The sequence below is a fragment of the Flavobacterium weaverense genome, from assembly GCF_003688495.1.
GTDB classification, from domain to species: domain Bacteria; phylum Bacteroidota; class Bacteroidia; order Flavobacteriales; family Flavobacteriaceae; genus Flavobacterium; species Flavobacterium weaverense.
In genome coordinates, this window is record NZ_REFH01000007.1 from 104,264 (window position 1) to 122,927 (window position 18,664).

At 32.8% G+C, this 18,664-nt stretch carries 18 protein-coding genes; 8 read left to right on the forward strand and 10 right to left on the reverse strand.

The window, feature by feature from the left end; genetic code table 11:
* Positions 1 to 124 precede the first annotated feature (124 nt).
* Together BC961_RS00475 and dgt are read left to right on the forward strand one after the other, a co-directional pair.
* A complete protein-coding gene (locus BC961_RS00475) occupies positions 125 to 586 on the forward strand; it encodes an Lrp/AsnC family transcriptional regulator (RefSeq protein WP_121923902.1) in 462 nt (153 codons plus the stop codon).
* A 104-nt stretch (positions 587 to 690) separates the two neighbouring features.
* Positions 691 to 2,034 (forward strand): dGTP triphosphohydrolase, encoded by a 1,344-nt coding sequence (dgt, locus tag BC961_RS00480; RefSeq protein ID WP_121923903.1) that lies wholly within the window; start codon positions 691 to 693, stop codon positions 2,032 to 2,034.
* A gap of 59 nt (positions 2,035 to 2,093) precedes the next feature.
* Here the strand turns inward: dgt and BC961_RS00485 are convergent, their stop codons facing one another.
* Genes BC961_RS00485 through BC961_RS00500 form a run of 4 tightly spaced genes read right to left on the reverse strand, consistent with a single transcriptional unit; the run spans position 2,094 to position 5,960 of the window.
* Positions 2,094 to 3,131, reverse strand: coding sequence for a DUF3078 domain-containing protein (locus tag BC961_RS00485; protein WP_121923904.1), 1,038 nt, complete (start codon positions 3,129 to 3,131; stop codon positions 2,094 to 2,096).
* A gap of 37 nt (positions 3,132 to 3,168) precedes the next feature.
* Positions 3,169 to 4,950, reverse strand: coding sequence for a 1-deoxy-D-xylulose-5-phosphate synthase (locus tag BC961_RS00490; protein ID WP_121923905.1), 1,782 nt, complete (start codon positions 4,948 to 4,950; stop codon positions 3,169 to 3,171).
* 59 nt (positions 4,951 to 5,009) lie between these two features.
* Positions 5,010 to 5,384 (reverse strand): hypothetical protein, encoded by a 375-nt coding sequence (locus tag BC961_RS00495; protein WP_121923906.1) that lies wholly within the window; start codon positions 5,382 to 5,384, stop codon positions 5,010 to 5,012.
* Positions 5,385 to 5,390: 6 nt separating this feature from the next.
* A complete protein-coding gene (locus tag BC961_RS00500) occupies positions 5,391 to 5,960 on the reverse strand; it encodes a hypothetical protein (RefSeq protein ID WP_147440523.1) in 570 nt (189 codons plus the stop codon).
* Positions 5,961 to 6,054: 94 nt separating this feature from the next.
* On the opposite strand from BC961_RS00500, the gene BC961_RS00505 reads away from it, so the two are divergent.
* The gene (locus BC961_RS00505) at positions 6,055 to 6,498 is read left to right on the forward strand and encodes a nucleoside deaminase (protein WP_121923908.1); all 444 of its coding nucleotides are present in this window, start codon (positions 6,055 to 6,057) and stop codon (positions 6,496 to 6,498) included.
* 152 nt (positions 6,499 to 6,650) lie between these two features.
* Here the strand turns inward: BC961_RS00505 and BC961_RS00510 are convergent, their stop codons facing one another.
* The 3 genes from BC961_RS00510 to ahcY all read right to left on the reverse strand — a co-directional run bounded on the left by BC961_RS00510 (position 6,651) and on the right by ahcY (position 11,578).
* On the reverse strand, positions 6,651 to 9,419 hold the full coding sequence (locus BC961_RS00510) for an outer membrane beta-barrel protein (RefSeq protein ID WP_121923909.1): 2,769 nt from the start codon (positions 9,417 to 9,419) through the stop codon (positions 6,651 to 6,653).
* 365 nt (positions 9,420 to 9,784) lie between these two features.
* A complete protein-coding gene (locus BC961_RS00515) occupies positions 9,785 to 10,117 on the reverse strand; it encodes a DMT family transporter (RefSeq protein ID WP_121923910.1) in 333 nt (110 codons plus the stop codon).
* Between the two features lie 144 nt (positions 10,118 to 10,261).
* Positions 10,262 to 11,578: an adenosylhomocysteinase gene (gene ahcY / locus BC961_RS00520; protein ID WP_121923911.1), complete on the reverse strand. Its 1,317-nt coding sequence runs from the start codon at positions 11,576 to 11,578 to the stop codon at positions 10,262 to 10,264.
* Between the two features lie 252 nt (positions 11,579 to 11,830).
* Here ahcY and BC961_RS00525 point away from each other — a divergent pair, with 252 nt between their 5' ends.
* Positions 11,831 to 12,463, forward strand: coding sequence for a 4'-phosphopantetheinyl transferase family protein (locus tag BC961_RS00525; RefSeq protein WP_121923912.1), 633 nt, complete (start codon positions 11,831 to 11,833; stop codon positions 12,461 to 12,463).
* A 654-nt stretch (positions 12,464 to 13,117) separates the two neighbouring features.
* On the opposite strand, the gene BC961_RS00530 is transcribed toward BC961_RS00525, so the two are convergent.
* The 3 genes from BC961_RS00530 to BC961_RS00540 form a co-directional block, all read right to left on the reverse strand.
* Positions 13,118 to 13,507, reverse strand: coding sequence for a group III truncated hemoglobin (locus BC961_RS00530; protein WP_121923913.1), 390 nt, complete (start codon positions 13,505 to 13,507; stop codon positions 13,118 to 13,120).
* A complete protein-coding gene (locus BC961_RS00535) occupies positions 13,507 to 13,794 on the reverse strand; it encodes a hypothetical protein (protein WP_121923914.1) in 288 nt (95 codons plus the stop codon). Before BC961_RS00535 ends, BC961_RS00530 begins: the two co-directional genes overlap by 1 nt.
* Positions 13,795 to 13,956: 162 nt before the next feature.
* Positions 13,957 to 14,553 carry a Crp/Fnr family transcriptional regulator gene (locus BC961_RS00540; RefSeq protein ID WP_121923915.1) on the reverse strand — a complete coding sequence of 199 codons (597 nt, stop codon included), beginning with the start codon at positions 14,551 to 14,553 and terminating at the stop codon, positions 13,957 to 13,959.
* A 95-nt stretch (positions 14,554 to 14,648) separates the two neighbouring features.
* On the opposite strand from BC961_RS00540, the gene BC961_RS00545 reads away from it, so the two are divergent.
* From BC961_RS00545 to arfB, 4 genes are read left to right on the forward strand one after another with little or no spacing between them, the layout of a single operon-like run.
* Positions 14,649 to 15,386: a geranylgeranylglyceryl/heptaprenylglyceryl phosphate synthase gene (locus tag BC961_RS00545; protein ID WP_121924491.1), complete on the forward strand. Its 738-nt coding sequence runs from the start codon at positions 14,649 to 14,651 to the stop codon at positions 15,384 to 15,386.
* Positions 15,387 to 15,392: 6 nt separating this feature from the next.
* Positions 15,393 to 16,016 carry a nicotinamide riboside transporter PnuC gene (pnuC, locus tag BC961_RS00550; RefSeq protein ID WP_121923916.1) on the forward strand — a complete coding sequence of 208 codons (624 nt, stop codon included), beginning with the start codon at positions 15,393 to 15,395 and terminating at the stop codon, positions 16,014 to 16,016.
* Positions 15,977 to 18,088, forward strand: coding sequence for a DUF4301 family protein (locus BC961_RS00555; protein ID WP_121923917.1), 2,112 nt, complete (start codon positions 15,977 to 15,979; stop codon positions 18,086 to 18,088). Before pnuC ends, BC961_RS00555 begins: the two co-directional genes overlap by 40 nt.
* A 14-nt stretch (positions 18,089 to 18,102) precedes the next feature.
* Positions 18,103 to 18,504 (forward strand): alternative ribosome rescue aminoacyl-tRNA hydrolase ArfB, encoded by a 402-nt coding sequence (gene arfB, locus BC961_RS00560; RefSeq protein ID WP_121923918.1) that lies wholly within the window; start codon positions 18,103 to 18,105, stop codon positions 18,502 to 18,504.
* The last annotated feature ends 160 nt before the right edge of the window (positions 18,505 to 18,664 follow it).

Genomic DNA, 18,664 nt, shown 5'->3' on the forward strand with positions numbered 1-18,664 from the left:
ATGCTAGTAGTATTTAATACTTAAATTAGCCGTTATTTTAAGTAAAGATAATTGTCAGAGTAATAATTAATAGTTTTTTGTTCTGAATATTTTTTTTAAACGTATTTTAACAGTAAAAAGTACTATGGAAAATTTAGATAAAATTGATTTGCAAATTTTGAAACAACTACAGGATAACTCAAATATTAATATAAAAGAACTCGCGGCTAAGTTGTTTTTGACAGCAACGCCAGTTTACGAGCGTATTAAAAGGCTAGAACGTGAAGGCTATATTATGAAATACGTAGCGCTCTTAGATAAAGAAAAAATGAATAGAGGAATGATTGTGTTTTGCAATGTGAGATTAAAGGAACATGCTAGGAATGTAGGTGCTAATTTTGTTAAAGATATTGTAGCGCTTCCAGAAATTATTGAATGCTATAATATTGCGGGAGATTACGATTTTATGTTGAAAATATTAGTGGCTAATATGAACAGTTATCAAGATTTTGTCATGAATAAGTTATCAACTATAGAGAATATTGGCAATACTGAAAGTATTTTTGTAATGGGGGAAATTAAGCATAGTACCGCATTGACCTTTTAATTTAATAAATGGAGTAGGGAGTAATTAAGATTTTTTCTTATTTTGAATGGCTTCTTTTCTTTATATTCGCTTCATAAAAATTCAGAATAATACAATTTATAAAAATGAACTGGGAACAACTTTTATCATTAAGAAGGCAAGGCGACAAAGGCAAAAGATTGCGTGTAGAACAAGATGATACGCGTTTGGGTTTTGAAGTAGATTATGACCGAATCGTTTTTTCGGCACCATTTAGAAGTTTGCAGGACAAAACACAGGTGATTCCACTCTCTAAAACTGACTTTGTTCATACGCGTTTGACGCACAGTTTAGAAGTTTCAGTTGTGGGACGTTCATTAGGTAGATTAGTTGGTAAAAAAATTATTGAAAAATATCCGCATCTTAAAGAAGTACATGGTTTTCACATGAATGATTTTGGTGCTATTGTAGCTGCGGCTTCACTGGCACATGATATTGGAAATCCACCTTTTGGACATTCAGGTGAGAAAGCGATTGGTGAATATTTCTCAATTGGGAACGGACAAAAATACAAAGGCCAAGTTTCTGATAAAGAGTGGCAAGATTTAATAGATTTTGAAGGAAATGCGAATGGCTTTTCTGTTTTAACAGCGAGTCGTCCTGGAATTGAAGGTGGTCTCCGAATTTCATATGCAACCTTAGGTGCTTTCATGAAATACCCAAAAGAAAGTTTGCCTAAAAAACCAACCAGAAATATAGCTGATAAAAAATATGGTTTTTTTCAAACAGACAAAAAGTTTTTTGAAGAAGTAGCCGCTGATATGGGTATGATTCCAAATAAATCTGAAGGTGATATTGGTTTTGAGAGACATCCTTTAGCTTATTTAGTTGAAGCTGCCGATGATATTTGCTACACAATAATTGACTTTGAAGATGGTATAAACTTAGGATTAGTGTCTGAAGATTTTGCTTTAGAATACTTGATAAAATTAGTAAAAGACAGCATCGACACATCAAAATATAAAACGCTAACTACTAAGGAAGATAGAATTAGTTATCTGCGTGCTTTGGCAATTGGAAGCTTAATCAATGATGCTGTTAGTGTTTTTGTAGCTAATGAAGAAGCAATCCTAAATGGCAAATTCCCTCATTCTTTGACAGATAAGAGTAAGTACAAAGTTCAAATGGACGATATAATTAGCATCAGCGTTAATAATATTTATCAAAGTAGGGAAGTTATTGAAAAAGAGATTGTAGGTTATCAAATTATTCAGACACTTTTAGATAAATTTATCACGGCTTACAATAATAAATATGATGGAAACGAATCTAATTATGACTCTTTGATACTTAAATTGTTACCAGAGAAACATCATTTAGAGAAAGAGACTTTGTACGAGCGATTGCTGCATATTTGTCATTTTATTTCTATGCTTACAGATGGAAACGCTTTATTATTTTATAAAACAATTACTGCAGTTAAGAATTAAGACAATTTATATAAGACAAAAAAAAAGGCCTGAAAAAATACTTTTCAGGCCTTTTTTTATTAGAAAACGTATTCTAATCCAACTCCGATTGCTTGTCTTACTTGCGTCTTCGGGCCTTCAGTCACTTGGACTCCTGCGATTTCTCTTTTTGACTTAATATCATCATCATAAATAATGTGAGCGCCAATATTTGCTTTCACATATTGATTGACAATCAATTCTAATTGTAAGTCACAATTTACATCAATGTTACCAAAACGATTGATATAATCTGAATACAAGCTAATGCGATTTTCTAAATTGATGTTTTTAAGAATCTCCTTTTTAAATTTATTTGTAATAAGGAAACCCAATTCCATTTTAGATTTTTTACCTTCTTCAATGATGTTTTTGTCGGCATCATAAATTGCTTTTGGAACACCAAAAGCACCTTGATTTGCTAATGTTTGATCTAAAACTAGAGTTGTTTTAAATGTAAAAGGAGAAACATAAAAGGTTCTATTTTTTTCTTTATTGATGTTTTCAGCACCCATTCCTAGAAAGATGTATGCTGGCGCAAATGTTTTAGAAATAGCCTTGCTTGTATTTGGATAAGCGTAACCATTTGTAAATTGTGTGTTGAAATTAAATTTCACAGAGTGGTACCAGTTTGATTTTGGATTATGTCTGTAGCCAAAAGACGAGTTGATTTGTAATGCATCATCTGTTTTCTTAATCGATTGTCCGTCTTGCTTATTAACGCCGTATCTAAATATCAATTCATTTGACCAGTTAGAATTAAGACTACTATAATTTCTTAGAAATTTTCCTTTTAACAATCCTGAAATCGAACTTGTTCCTCCCGCATTCCAGTTTACAAATGCAACTTCAGAAATATCAAAACCTAAAGTATTTTTTTGACTCCAATGCGAAAAAGGAAGATAATGTGTTTTTGTTCTTATTTTAAAGGCTGGAACCCGCGGCTGCGCTACAACGAATTTTTTAGTTGCAGGTACTAACGAGTCATATAAGTAGGTAACTGTTTTTGTTTCTTGAGCAAAAGAATTAAAGCTGATTGTAAAAGCAAGAAGAAAGAATGTGTAGGTTAATGATTTCATTTTAGCGTAGTTATATTTAAAGGGCAAAATAATTATTTTAATAGGTTGAAAAAAGTATTTCAAGACTTTTAACGTCAATTTTACAGTATTGTTGTAATTCAGTTACTGTTCCATGCTCGATAAATTCATCTGGAATTCCTAAAACTGTAATTTTTGAGGTATAATTGTGAGCGGCGGCAAATTCAGTTATAGCACTTCCAAATCCACCTTTTACAACTCCATCTTCAATTGTAATAATATTTTTAAAGGTTTTAAAAATAGAATGTAATTGATTTTCGTCTAATGGTTTCACAAAAGGAAAATCGTAATGCGCAATATTATCTGGATTTGTTATTTTGGCTACAGCCAAAGAAATATTGTTGGAAATCGTACCGTTAGATAAAACAGCAACATTTGAACCGGTTTTTATTTCGATACTTTTTCCGATTTCTGTTTTTTTGTATTTACTAAAATGCTCTGTCTGCCAATTGGCAATTACTCCTCTTCCACGTGGATAACGGATAGCGATAGGATGTTGCAATCCTAATTGAGCGGTATATAGTATGTTTTGTAGTTCGATTTCATTTCTTGGCGCATAGACAATCAGATTAGGGATACAACGTAAATAAGCGATGTCAAAAACGCCGTGATGTGTCGCACCATCTTCTCCAACTAATCCAGCTCTATCAAGACAAAAAATAACGGGTAAATTTTGTAGAGCCACATCGTGAATTACTTGGTCGTATGCTCTTTGTAAAAAAGTAGAATAGATTGTGCAATATACAATCATTCCTTGAGTGGCCATTCCTGCTGCTAGCGTTACGGCGTGTTGTTCAGCAATTCCAACATCAAAGGCACGCGCTGGGAATTCATTCATCATGAAATTCAACGAACTTCCAGAAGGCATCGCAGGAGTGATTCCTATTATTTTTTCGTTTTTTCGAGCTAAGTCCAAAACGGTTAAGCCAAAAACATCTTGGTATTTTGGAGGAAGGTTTTCCTCTATTTTTTTATGAATTTCGCCAGTACTTGCATCAAATTTTCCAGGTGCATGATATTTCACTTGATCTTCTTCTGCTTGTTTTAATCCTTTTCCTTTTGTAGTTATGATGTGAAGGAATTTTGGACCTTTTATTTTTTGTAAACGCTTTAATTCTTTAATGACTGCAAAAATATCATGACCATCAATAGGACCTGAATAATCAAAATTCAAAGACTTTATCATATTGTTCTGCCTTGGATTTTTTCCTTCTTTAACAGCAGTAAGGTACTTTTTAAGCGCTCCTACGCTTGGATCAATTCCTATGGCGTTGTCATTTAAAATCACTAATAAATTAGCATCAGTAACTCCCGCGTGGTTTAATCCTTCAAAAGCCATTCCTGACGCTATCGAAGCATCACCAATCACTGCAATATGTTGTTTCTCAAAGTCTCCTTTCAAATTAGAAGCAATTGCCATTCCTAATGCTGCTGAAATCGAAGTAGAGGAGTGACCTACGCCAAAAGTGTCGTAATGACTTTCACTTCTTTTTGGAAAACCAGAAATACCTCCCAATTGTCTGTTAGTGTGAAAATTGTCTCTTCGGCCAGTTAGGATTTTATGTCCGTATGCTTGATGTCCTACGTCCCAAACTAATAAATCATTTGGCGTGTCAAAAACATAATGTAGCGCAATGGTAAGTTCGATTACACCTAAACTAGCGCCTAAATGTCCTTCTTTTACTGAAATTATATCAATTATAAAATCACGCAATTCCTTGGCTACCAATGGAAGTTGGTCTTCACTCAGCAAGCGTAAATCTTCCGGACTGTTTATATTTTGAAGTAATTTGCTTTTCATTTCTTTTGTAAAAAGCAAATTTAGGGTTTTAATGTTGAAATGTTGTTTTCTAACGTCGCTTAATACTTCACAACTGTAGAATCAATTGTGGTATAATGCTTAGTTCTAAAAACAGATTTTTCTAAAATCTCCGTTTTTATGTAAAGTGTAATAGATAACATATTGCTTGTTAGTTTTCCATTTTGAGTTCCCGAAGTCCATTTTTTAGATTTTTCTAATAGTTGAATCAGTTGTTTACCCATTTCATTATCGGTGTCTTTTAGTAGTTGTGCATCAGTTAAAATTCCGTTTCTATTAATTACAAACGAAGCTTGAATGGTGTCATTTACATTGCCGACTTTTTCTGGAAACTTAAAATTTGTTTTGATATAATTTTTAAAACTTTCCATTCCGACTTCAAATTCTGGATTAGTATAGATCGCTATTCCACCCATGTAGATTTATTCTTCAATTTTAGTTTCGACCCGCATTGGTTTACCAACAATAATAGGCTCAATAATGCTGTCCTTTTTAGTGATTTTTATCGATTTTATTTTTTTAGTTTGCTTCGGAGTGCTTGAAACATTTGGAAATTTATTTACTGTGTCTAAATTTTTAGAAGGCAATTTCATTCCTAGAATTGTAGAGTTAAGTTTTGTGCTGTCTTTTACTAACTCAACTTTTTCAATTTTTTGTTTGACACCATTTTCTTGTTTGCAACTAAACAGTGTAGTACCCATGCAAACAAACAATGCTAAAAGAAACATTTTATGAAAATTCAATTGTGAAAATAATACTTGAGTAGGAATCTGGATCGTTATTGTATCTAGTTGTTTCAATTGAAATCGACCACAAATGTTTTCATCAGTATTTGTAATAAAGAATTCTTGAACCGCTTGCGGAAGCATTTTAGTGAAGTCAACAACACTTTTAGAGCAGCTGTTGCAAAATCTACCACTTTGTTCATGAGTCATAAGATTCCAGTCTTCATGACAAGGTTCTGGAACCGAAATTTGATATTTTTTAGTCATACTCATTTGAAATAGAATATAAACGTAACAAAATTTCCTTTCAAAAATGTATTTTTGTGAGGAAATTATAAATTCCCATCTGTAAATAAATAGTATGATAAATCCTTTTACCGACGAGTATTTTATGAAAAAGGCCTTGCAAGAAGCCGAAGCAGCTTTTGATAAAGGCGAAATTCCTGTTGGTGCTATTATTGTAATTGATAATAAAATAATTGCTAGAAGTCATAACTTAACGGAGCTATTAAATGATGTAACAGCTCATGCCGAAATGCAATCTATTACTGCTGCCGCTAATTTTCTAGGAGGGAAATATTTAATAGGATGTACGCTTTATGTTACGCTTGAACCTTGTCAAATGTGTGCTGGCGCTTTGTACTGGAGTCAGATTTCAAAAATCGTTTATGGTGCAACAGATGATAATCGTGGTTACGTAAAAATGGGAACACAATTACATCCTAAAACTAAAGTTGTAAATGGTATCCTAGCTGATGAAGCTGCTGATTTAATGAAGCGATTTTTTGCAGAAAAAAGAAAGTAAATTTTATTAATGTAGAAACTCCTAAATTCAATTACCTGAAAAATAATTGTCATCTCTAAATATTTGACTTAATCGAATTGCAAAGACCAAACCTATAAAACAAAGCCCTCTCTACTAACAGTAAGGGCTTTGTTTCAAATTGTTTTAAATTCTTAATCGATCGACATTCTTCTATTTCCTCTATTATTTTTACCGCCTGGAGGATTTTTCATTCCGGAGAAGTCTTGAATTTTATAAGTCAACGAGAAAATAGCATAGCGTTTTAAGATTGTATTTTCGTCATCCCGAATTGTAGTTGCCGTAATAGTTCGGGTTGCACTCTGGTTTTGATTTAGTAAATCGTAGACTTTCACCTTAGCAATAATATTATTTTCGAAAAAACTATAGGATAAACTCGTATTCCATAAGTAGAAATCCTTTTTGAAATCAGATGAAAGTTTTGAATTATAGGTGTATCCAAAATCATTTCCCCATGTCCAGTTTTTTGGCCAATAACTAGTGGTTTGTAAGTTCAGTCTGTGAACGACATTAGAACTTGATTTAGTTAAATAATTGTCATACTTCGTCTCGTTATAAGAGAAACTATATGATGGAGCGACTGTGAAAAACGCTCCGTAATCGTAATTTAAATAGATATTTGGTCTTATTCCAGCTGAAGTAGCGTCAAATAAAACACCGTCAGTGAAACCTTTTGATGTGGAGAGATTTGTATTTAGTGACAAACCGTAACGCAGTAAATTTGATTCTTGTTTTACTGATTTATTCCAGCTTCCGCCTCCAGTAATGGAATACGTTCCAGAAATGTTTTCATAAGTTGTTGTTGCTTTCCGACTATCGTCATAAATCGAGGAAGCGATAATTTCGCTAGAATAAAAATCGCTATTCACATAGAAAGTATAACCGGAACGGGTACGGAAATCAAAGTTTCTATAATTGATATTAGCGCTATGTTTTTCGTTTGGTCTTAAATTTGGGTTTCCAATAATTGTATTTAAAGGATTTGCTAAATTTGTAACAGGCAATAGCTGATTAGAAGAGGGTAAAGAAACGGAATAATTGTATCTAGTTGTAAGCGATTTAGAACGGTCAATACGATAGCGAATTTGAGCTCGTAAATTTGGTAAATTATATTTTTTATTTAAATCAGTTGCTTGATTTAGATAATCAGAGTGATTGTCATACTGCACAATTGCAGTTGAGGAATTTATATCAACAACAAATTTATTTTTCTCAAAACGAATTCCTGCCGTTGGTGCAAAACTGCTTTGAGTGGAGGAAGTATAATTCGATTGTAAAATGTTTAAATTCGAATATAATTGATCGGTTGGGTTAAAATTAAATGTTTTATTATCATTTATTGAATTTTTGTAATTGTACTCAGCGCCTATTTTGAAACGTATAGAATCAGTGATTGGTTCTGTATATTCAATTTCAGCAGAATATGAGTCGCTCGTATTTTCACTGTTATTTTTTTGATTTCGGCTATCAGTTGTTTGTGTTGAAAAATAGTTTGTTTCTGATTTTGTAATTCCATTTGAACTTGACTTAGTGTTGTTGTTATTTATCACTACACTTAAATTCCGAGCTCTTTTTTCGAAAGATTTGTTGAAATTAATGGAGTTTCCAAAACTATTATTCTCATTTTGTTTGTTTGATTTCGAATTCGAAGCATTTTTTAAAGTGCCATTTTCTTCACGAGAACTACTTTCCGATTCAGAGAAATTATTCGATTTTGTATTTGAAAATTTTGGAGCAGCAAAAATTCTAATACTTGGAATTGCTTTATACTCTAGTTCAACGCCGGCTTTGTTACTTGTAGTTTCTCTACTGGTTTTGGATTGCGATTCAGTAGTGAAATTTCCTGTTGGCAAGAAATTAATGGTTTTTGATTTGTAAAGATTATCTGTTTCTGTATTTGAAAAATTATAATTTCCAGATGCTTGTAATCCTTTTAGCCATTCGTCAGAATAATTAAGGCCGAGCAAATTTGATTTGGTTATTCCCTTCGAATTATTATTTGTGCTTCCACCGCGAATGTTTCGTCCACCTCCCATATTGTCAAAAACCTCATCCATAGAAAAACCGGGGGCATTGATGTTATTTGAAGATCCTAAAAGACTTATCTTTCTATTGTTATTAAACAAATTGACGATAAAACTAGATTCATAGCGATCATCGGTGCCGTAACCACCCAAGATTTTACCAAAATATCCTTTGTTTTTGTCTTTATCGATGGTAAAGTTGATGCTGGAATTATCAGAAGTTGACTCTGACTTCGAATATTCCTCTTTTTTAGTTTTGTAATCTGAAACTTGAACTTTATTAATTATATCAGCAGGGAGGTTTTTTAAGGCCATCGCGCCATCTCTATCAAAGAAGGGTTTTCCGTTCACTAAAACTTGGTTTACTTCTTTGCCATTCACAGTGATTTTTCCGTCGCTGTCGACTTCAAAACCAGGCAATTGTTTTAGTAGTGTCTCTACATTTGAATCAGGGCGAACTTTAAACAGAGAAGCTTTGAACTCGATAGTATCATTTTTAACTCTTATAGGTGGTTCTTCAGTAATAATTGTCACGCCAGAAAGCATATTTGCTGATTCAATAAGCGAAATAATTTTAAAATCTTTATTACTATTGATTTCCTGAACTACCTCTTTATGAGTTTCAAAACCCATATAAGTCACTTTTAAAAAAACGGGTTTTTCTTGCTTTTTTGCGGCAAATATAAAATCTCCGTTTTTATCAGTTAGTGTGTATTCTAGCATGACAGAATCTATTGCCGTTGTCAAATAAACAGTAGCTGACTCTAAAGGGAAATTGTCATTAGCGCCTATTACTTTACCTTTTATGGTGAATTTTTCCTGAGCGTTTGAGCATAAAGAGCAAATTAAAAAGAAAAAAATAAAATGGTATTTTGACATGCTGAATGGAGTTGATTCCTTGTTAGATGTCAAATGCTTAGAAAGGTTTAACCATGCGTATAATGATTTGTTGCGCTTTTATTTTATTTAGGGTAGTTTTTTCACGAAGAAAGCGTATTCTTTAGTTGCTCAGGAAGGACGAGTCAATTACACAATGACAAATAAAAGGGTGTAATTTAAAGATAAGTTGCATATTTATTGGCTGATTCTTTATGAAGCATGAGGGATAGCAGCGGCATCCTTTTGTGAAGCTTTAGCGGAACAAAAGATACAGCGAATAGCCCGACCCGCAGTTTTTACGTAGGGTCATGCCCAAAAAAACGCAATAGTAATGAATCTTAAACTTTGTTGTAAGACATTTACAATCAATGTCCTGTAGTTTTTGAAAAAACATTGATTACGGTTACGCCAATTAAAATTAACGATAATCCGATAATTGCGGGTAAGTCTGGAATTTGTTTAAAAAAAACAGCACCAATTATAGTAATTAAAACAATTCCAACACCAGACCAGATTGCGTAAGCAATTCCAATTGGAATGGTTCTTATAGCAAAACTCAAAAAGTAAAATGCACCACAATAACCAACAATTGTAATGATACTTGGAATCAACTTAGTGAATTCTTCCGATTTTTTTAATGCTGAGGTTGCAATAATCTCAAAGATAATAGCAATACCTAAAAATAAAAAGTTTTTCATAAAATCAGCTTTTATATGTTGTTACGATTTGTTTCTGTAGTTGTAAAAATATAAACCCTCACAATCAAACTGAATTTAAGTCAGTTTACTGTGAGGGTTTAAATCTAAAATGAGATTCCTACTTTGTCGGAATGACAAATCGGACTAGTATCTGTAATATTCTGGTTTGTAAGGACCTGATACTTCTACACCAATGTAAGCTGCTTGATCATCACGCAATGTTTCTAATTCAACGCCTAATTTAGCCAAGTGTAAGAAAGCTACTTTTTCATCTAAATGTTTAGGTAACATATACACGTCATTGTTGTATGCTGCGCTGTTTTTCCATAATTCGATTTGAGCTAAAGTTTGGTTTGTAAAAGAGTTACTCATTACAAAACTTGGGTGACCTGTAGCACAACCTAAGTTTACTAAACGTCCTTCAGCAAGGATAAGAATATCTTTTCCAGCGATAGTATATTTGTCAACTTGTGGTTTGATTTCAACTTTAGACGCACCGTGGTTTGTATTCAACCAAGCCATATCAATTTCGTTGTCAAAGTGCCCAATGTTACAAACGATAGTTTTATCTTTCATTTGCTCAAAGTGAGATCCTAAAACGATATCTTTATTTCCAGTTGTAGTGATTACAATATCAGCATTCCCAACAACAGTATTTAATTGTTTTACTTCAAAACCGTCCATTGCAGCTTGTAAAGCACAAATTGGGTCAATTTCAGTGACTGTTACAATAGATCCTGCACCTCTAAAAGAAGCAGCAGTTCCTTTTCCTACGTCACCGTATCCACAAACAACAACTCTTTTTCCAGCAAGCATAATGTCTGTCGCTCTTCTTACAGCATCAACAGCACTTTCTTTACAACCGTATTTGTTGTCAAATTTCGATTTAGTAACCGAGTCATTAACATTGATTGCAGGCATTGGTAAAGTTCCCGCTTTTACTCTTTCGTAAAGTCTGTGAACTCCAGTTGTAGTTTCTTCAGACAATCCTTTGATTCCAGCAACTAATTCTGGGTAACGATCGATAACCATGTTTGTTAAATCTCCACCGTCATCAAGAATCATATTCAATGGTTTTCTATCTTCACCAAAGAATAATGTTTGCTCAATACACCAGTCAAAATCCTCTTCGTTCAAACCTTTCCAAGCGTAAACTTGAATTCCAGCAGCAGCAATAGCAGCAGCAGCTTGATCTTGAGTAGAGAAAATGTTACAAGAAGACCAAGTAACCTCAGCTCCAAGAGCGATTAATGTTTCGATTAAAACTGCAGTTTGGATCGTCATGTGCAAACATCCTGCAATACGAGAACCTGCAAGAGGTTGTTCGTCTTTATATTCAGCACGAAGTGCCATTAAACCTGGCATTTCAGCTTCAGCTAGTTCAATTTCTTTTCTTCCCCAAGCCGCTAGAGAAATGTCTTTTACTTTGAAAGCCACAAAAGGCATAGTTGTAGTACTCATTTATAGTATATTTGTATTGTAAATTTTTTGCAAAATTACGTAATAAAGTTATGATTTTAAAAGGATTCCTAAATATTTATGAATTGTTTAATTTTGTAATCTTTTAAAAATCAGTAAAATAATTTTTTTAAACTGAATTATTTTTAGTTTAAGGAGCTATTTCCCGCTATCCGCTACAATCTTTTTTTCATCGCAAGGGCGACTTAAAAAAGGATTTCCACTATTATCGGGGCTAGAGATCACGATACTAACATGCCATTATTCAAGACCATACAATTTAATGCCACCACACAAATTCTAGTTTGGAAGATTACGGAATCTTTTGAAGACCTATTTGATGCCGTTGTTTTATACGAAAAAAATAGCATCCGACTTGCCGGAATGAAGTCACAATTACACCAACGCGCTTTTTTGAGCGTACGTAAATTATTCTACTTGGCAGGCTATACGGATTTTGATTTGTATTATGATGACTTTGGAAAACCGCATCTAAAAGATGGTAAGCATATTTCCATTACCCACTCCCATGATTTTTCTGCAATTATTCTCAGTGACGAGACCGTAGGAATCGACATTGAACTGCAACGAGAGAAAATCATCAAAATCGCAGATAAGTTTTGCGATTCTGAATTTCAATATTTAACGAATAACGAAGAGTATATCCGAAAGCTCACAGTAATTTGGGGCGCAAAGGAGGCTATTTTCAAAATTAGGAATGAAAAAGGAATTAGTTTTAAAAATCATATTAGAGTCAATGCTTTTGACTTAGAAACTCAAGAGACTACTTCAGAATTACATTATGATAGCTTAGTTAAAAGTTTCAAAATCTATTTTGAGGAAATTGAAGGTTTTACATTGGTATATGCTTTTCAAGAAAGTGTTTAAAATAGTTACGTTGCTTTTTTTGCCGCAAAAACTCAAAGACGCAAATTTTTTTTCTACCAACTCAATCACATCTAATTGTCACGCTGGAATTGTCACGTCTTTAAAAACTTTTTAATAGACGCTTCCAGCGTGACAAAGTTATACTAAAGTGTAATAATTTATTTATGTAATGAAATAATAAAAAGCTTAGTGGCTTTGATACTTCGTGGAGTTTTCTTTAAGTTTTAGATATTTTAAAGAGTATAATTATTTCTCCATTTTTTTTTACCAACTCAATCACAGCTAATTGTCACGCTGGAAGCGTCTCACCTTGAAGAGTTATTGTAATAGTCGCTTCGAGCGTGACAAAGTAACACTAAAGTGTAATAATTCATTTATGTAAAGAAATAAGCAAAAGCTTAGTGTCTTTGATATTTCTTGGCTTTTTTTGCTGCAAAGGCACAAAGGCACAAATTTTTTTCCACCAACATAATCACAGCTAGCTGTCACGCTGGAAGCGTCTCATCATCAAGAGTTTTTCTAATAGACGCTTCCAGCGTGACAAAGCAATACTAAAGCGTGATAATTTATCTATTAAAAGAAATAAGCAAAAGCTTATTACCTTTGAGACTTCGTGGCAATATTTCTTCTCAAATAATCGATAGCTGAAAGCAATTAAACTTTCCCACGGCTTTCAAAAATATTCATAAATAGAAAAGTACTCATTTTTTGAGCTCTTCGTTTTAAAATTTCTGCATTTTCACCTTCAAAAAGTTCGTCGATTGTGGCAAACCAGTGATTCAACCAAATTCCAAAAATATTTGAAGTTATTTGTTGATCAAATTGCTTGTCTACTGCATTGTGAGCTATAATTGGATTTCCGTGATAATTTTTTGTGCCAAAAACATTCATGTCCCAGAAGTCAGTTAACTTTTCTAAATGCTCTTCCCAGTCGGTTATCGTTTCATTAAAGAAAAAACCGATTTCCTGATCTGCCCTAATTTTAGCGTAAAAGGTCCTAACTAAAAGTTGTAGATCGGAACGGTTTTCAATTTGCTTTTTCATTAGATGATAATCTTGTTTATAAATAGTAGGGAAATGCTTAAAATTACGCTTAAAATAGTAAGGTTAAAAATTACCTTATGTTTCATTTGAGCTAAAATGGAAGTGTTAACTAGCATGCAAATTAAAACAATTATTCCTAATTGAAACATTTGTATTAAACTTGTTCCGTTGCGAAGGATATTCATTGCAGCAGCTGATCCTAAACAGCTTTGTCCAATAACGATTAATGTAGCAAATCCAATAAAATTGTTGTTGAAGTCAGTAAGGGTTTTGTTATATAGTGTCATGATAGTTGAGATTTTTGTTATTACAAATTTACAGCCTCTTCAATTCAACTTTTTATGACCTATATCATAATGACCCCAAAGGGATAATTATGTTTTTAATTTTTTGAGAATTTGTTATCTGATGTTTTTAGTGCTGTCAGATATCCCAAAGATTTTCTACGCTTAACGATATACTTTTCTATTGACAATTTTTACTTCTGATTTTTTTTCCAATGTTTTGATAGTTCTAATTACTGTCTCGACACGAAGTCCCGTCAAGTCTCCCATTTGTTGCCGAGTCAAATCAATATGAAAACCTTCTTGCTCCTTTTTAAAATTAAAATAGGTGATTGAATAATCAAATAATTGTAACAAGCGATGCTCTGAGTCTTCTGTTGATATTTCAGCGGCCATAACCGATTTGTAATGCAGACGTTGCGCTAAATTTTTAATCATTATTATTGAAACACTTGGGTTTTCAGCGATTAGTTTCAAAAAGTTTGGTTTTGAAACACAAATTAGCTCGGAGTCTTCAACAGCTTCGGCATTAGCGGGATACGTTCTTTCTAAAAACAATGGAGGTTCGCCAAAACACTGATGTACTGTAAAAAATCCTTGAATGAATTCTCGACCTTCGTCATTGAAGTTATTCATTTTGACTGATCCTGAAATGATTTGGTAATAATGCGTAGCAAAACTATCCTTTTCAAAAATTATTTCTGATTTTTTATAAAACCTTCGCACTGCATCATATTTTTCGATAATTTCTATTGGGATCATGCGCTTTTTACTATTAGATTAGATATCTACAAACAAAGATAAGTTTTCTTAAAGTAATGCTAACTTTCACAAAAAAGGATACTTTTACGCCAATTATGAAAAATAGAAAGGAGAATATATACAACCAGATACTAAATGCTAAGCTAAACAGGCAAAAGTTACTGGCAATTCTACTGGATCCAGACAAGATTATTTGGTCAGAAATAGATAATCTGATTGCTAAAATAAATCAATCACCTGCTTCACATGTTTTCATTGGCGGAAGCCTCGTTCAAAATAATATTTTAGACAAATTAATATTGAAAATAAAAGAGAGCTGCATTTTGCCCGTTGTTCTTTTTCCAGGTAATCCGTCCCAAATTTCTAATCAAGCTGATGGAATACTATTTTTATCCTTGCTATCCGGGAGAAATTCTGATTATCTAATAGAACATCAAGTGCAGGCAGCGCCAATTTTAAAAGAAACCGATTTAGAAATTATTTCTACGGGTTATATATTGATAGAAAGTGGAAGCGAAACTGCGGTGCAACGTGTTAGCAAAACCAAACCATTAGATAGGAAAAATGATTCTTTAGCTTTGGCAACAGCTCAAGCAGGTGAGATGCTTGGTAAAAAATTAATTTATCTAGAAGCTGGAAGTGGAGCTAAACAAGCGGTTCCTTTAACAATGATTGACTTAGTTTCTAGAAATATAGAAATTCCTTTAATTGTAGGTGGCGGAATTGTAAGTTTACAAGGGATTCAAGATGCGTATGAAGCGGGAGCTGATCTAGTCGTAATTGGAACTGCTTTTGAAAATAATATAGAATTTTTTAATTTGGATAAAATATAAACTTTTATGTTTGATTATTTTTTTGCTCAATATAGTACGTATCCACTTCATGAAGTTTACTTAGAGCTTATTGCAGTGTTTTTTGGATTATGTAGTGTTTGGTATGCTAAAAAAGATAATATTTTAGTTTTTCCTACAGGATTAATAAGCACTTCGATTTACGCCTATTTATTATGGCAGTGGAGTTTATTAGGCGATTCAATGATTAATGTGTATTATTTTATAATGAGTATTTACGGTTGGTATCATTGGACTCGTAAAAAAGATAACGTTGAAGAGTTTCCTATATCGATTATGACGTTAAAAGAGAAAAAGATGGCCGTAATTATTTTTATAGCTACTCTTGTTTTTGTTATACTAGTCTATTTGTATTTTAATAAGTTTACAAGTTGGTATTCCTATTTAGATACGTTACTGACGGGAATTTTCTTTGTAGGAATGTGGCTTATGGCCAAGAGAAAAATAGAAAACTGGATATTTTGGATTGTTGGAGACATACTTTCTATCCCACTGTATTTAGCAAAGGGATATACTTTTACTAGTTTTCAATATATAGTATTTACAATTATTGCCATTTATGGCTATTTAGAATGGAGAAAAATCTTAAACAAAAAAAATCTGCCGTTATAAAAATTGCATTGTTTGGTCCTGAAAGTACAGGCAAAACAACCTTAGCAAAACAACTCGCGGCGCATTATGAGACGGCTTGGGTTCCTGAATTTGCGAGGGATTATCTTCAGCAAAAATGGAATGGAGGGAATCAAACTTGTGACATAATTGATATTTTACCTATTGCTTACGGCCAGGTGAAGTTAGAAAATGAGAGACTGGCTGTTGCCAATAAATATCTTTTTTGTGACACTAATATTTTGGTAACAAAGGTTTATTCTGAAGTGTATTATAACTTTTGCGAACCTATACTTGACGCTGCTGCGAAAGAGCATGAATATGATTTGTTTTTTCTTACTGATATTGATGTGCCTTGGGAAAAAGATGACATAAGAGACAAAGCCGAAGGTCGTGAAAGTGTTTTTAAGATATTTAAAAAGTCACTAGTTGACAATAAAAAACCTTTTATTAAACTAACTGGTAATAAAGAATTACGGCTAAAAATGGCAATTGCTATTTTAGAAGATTTATCTATCGCTAAAAGTTTAGGCTTTTCATCTACTGATTTTGTCCAAATCTATAATCATGGTATTGCAATAGCAAACATTCAAAAGCAACTGGAATTTCTAAAAACTGGAATTTCTAAAACGGTTTTAATCAGTCCAGCTTCTATCGATAATGGAATTTTGAAGCTTTCTGATGCTGATTTAAAAGACAAAGCTGATCTGTTCACTAGTAAGAAGCAATCTTTAACTTTATTAAAGTTTGTGCCTGCATCTGGCGCTGCAACTAGAATGTTCAAGTTCTTAATCACCTTTATTGAGGAATATAAGTTAGAAACAGAATCGATCAACGCATATATCAATAGGAAGAAAGACAGTGATTTGTCCCTTTTTATTATTGCTATGAACAAGTTTCCTTTTTTTGAGTTAATTGATCAAAAGCTAAGAACAGAGTTAGTGGATTTTGATTCTTTAGAAAATGATTGTAAGAATTATTATTTTATTAAAGAATTACTTTCCTCTACGGAATTTAATTATGCTAATAAGCCAAAAGCAATACTACCTTTTCATAAATATAAAAATACAATAGCAACTCCTGTTCAAGAACATTTGTATGAGTGCGCTTACTACGGAACTTCTAATGATAAGTCGCAGTTGCATTTCACAATTTCTGAAGAACATCAAAGTCAATTTGAGGAGATTGTCGGCTTGGTGAAAAATGACGTTCAAGAAAAGTTCAACACTAATATAAATGTGAGCTATTCTTACCAAAATAAGAGTACTGATTCCATAGCAGTTGATTTAAATAATGAAGTACTTAGAGATAGAAATGGTACCTTGGTATTTAGACCTGGAGGTCACGGTTCGTTAATACAAAACTTAAATGATTTATATGCTGATATTATTTTTGTTAAAAATATTGATAACGTAATTCATAATCATAGTGATAGAATTGCGCTTTACAAAAACGCATTAGCAGGAATACTTCTAGAATTGCAGCAGCAGATATTCACTTATTTACATTTAATAGAAAGTAAAGAATTAACAGAAAAAGAGATAGAGGAGATTTGTTCGTTTATGAGCTTGCAGTTGAATATTAAAGTTGCTCTAAGTAGTTTACCGTTGAGTGAAAAACTTCAATATTTAAAAACCATGTTAAATAAACCAATTCGTGTATGTGGAATGGTGCAAAATGAAGGTGAGCCAGGAGGCGGACCATTCTGGGTTTTAGATAAAAACGGAATAGTATCCTTGCAGATTGTTGAAAGTTCGCAAGTAGATTTAAATAATGAAGATCAAAAATATATTTTAAATACATCTACTCATTTTAATCCAGTGGACTTAGTATGTGGAGTCAAGAATTATCAAAACGAAAAGTTTAATTTGGTTCAATTTGTTGATACTAATGCGGGCTTTATTGTCGAAAAAAATACTTTTGGCAAAAATATAAAATCCTATGAGTTACCTGGCTTGTGGAATGGAGCGATGGCAAACTGGATTAGTATTTTTGTTGAGGTGCCCTTAGTGACTTTTAATCCTGTTAAAACAGTCAATGATTTGTTGAAACCAGGACATCAGATTTCTAAATAAAAAATTTACATGCAATGGAAATAGATAAAATTTTATCTGAAGTTACTTATAAAGCGGTTCGAAGCAGCGGAGCGGGAGGGCAGAACGTAAACAAAGTTTCTTCAAAAGTGGTACTGAGTTTTGATTTAAAAAATTCTCAAGCACTTTCTGATGAAGAGAAGTTGCTTTTAGAAACTAATTTGTCGTCGAGGTTAACTAACGATTTAGTCTTAATTTTAAATTGTGACGAAGATAGAAGCCAACTGAAAAATAAAGAAATTGTAACAAAGCGCTTTTTGGCTATTGTGAAAAATGGCTTGATAATTCCCAAGGAACGAAAACCAACAAAAATTCCTAAATCGGTAATTAGAAAGCGAATAAAGTATAAAAAAACTATTTCTGAAATTAAGAAGACAAGAAGAAAGCCTGACTATTGATTTTTTTAGAATTTGTATTTGGATTCTTGGAATTTATAGGTTTATCTTTGCGCCGTCTCAAAGGGGTGCTTAGATTCTGAAAATTCAGAATGACAGGCTGAGATCATACCCAACGAACCTGAGCAAGTAATGTTGCTAAGGGAAAAAACGATATAATGTT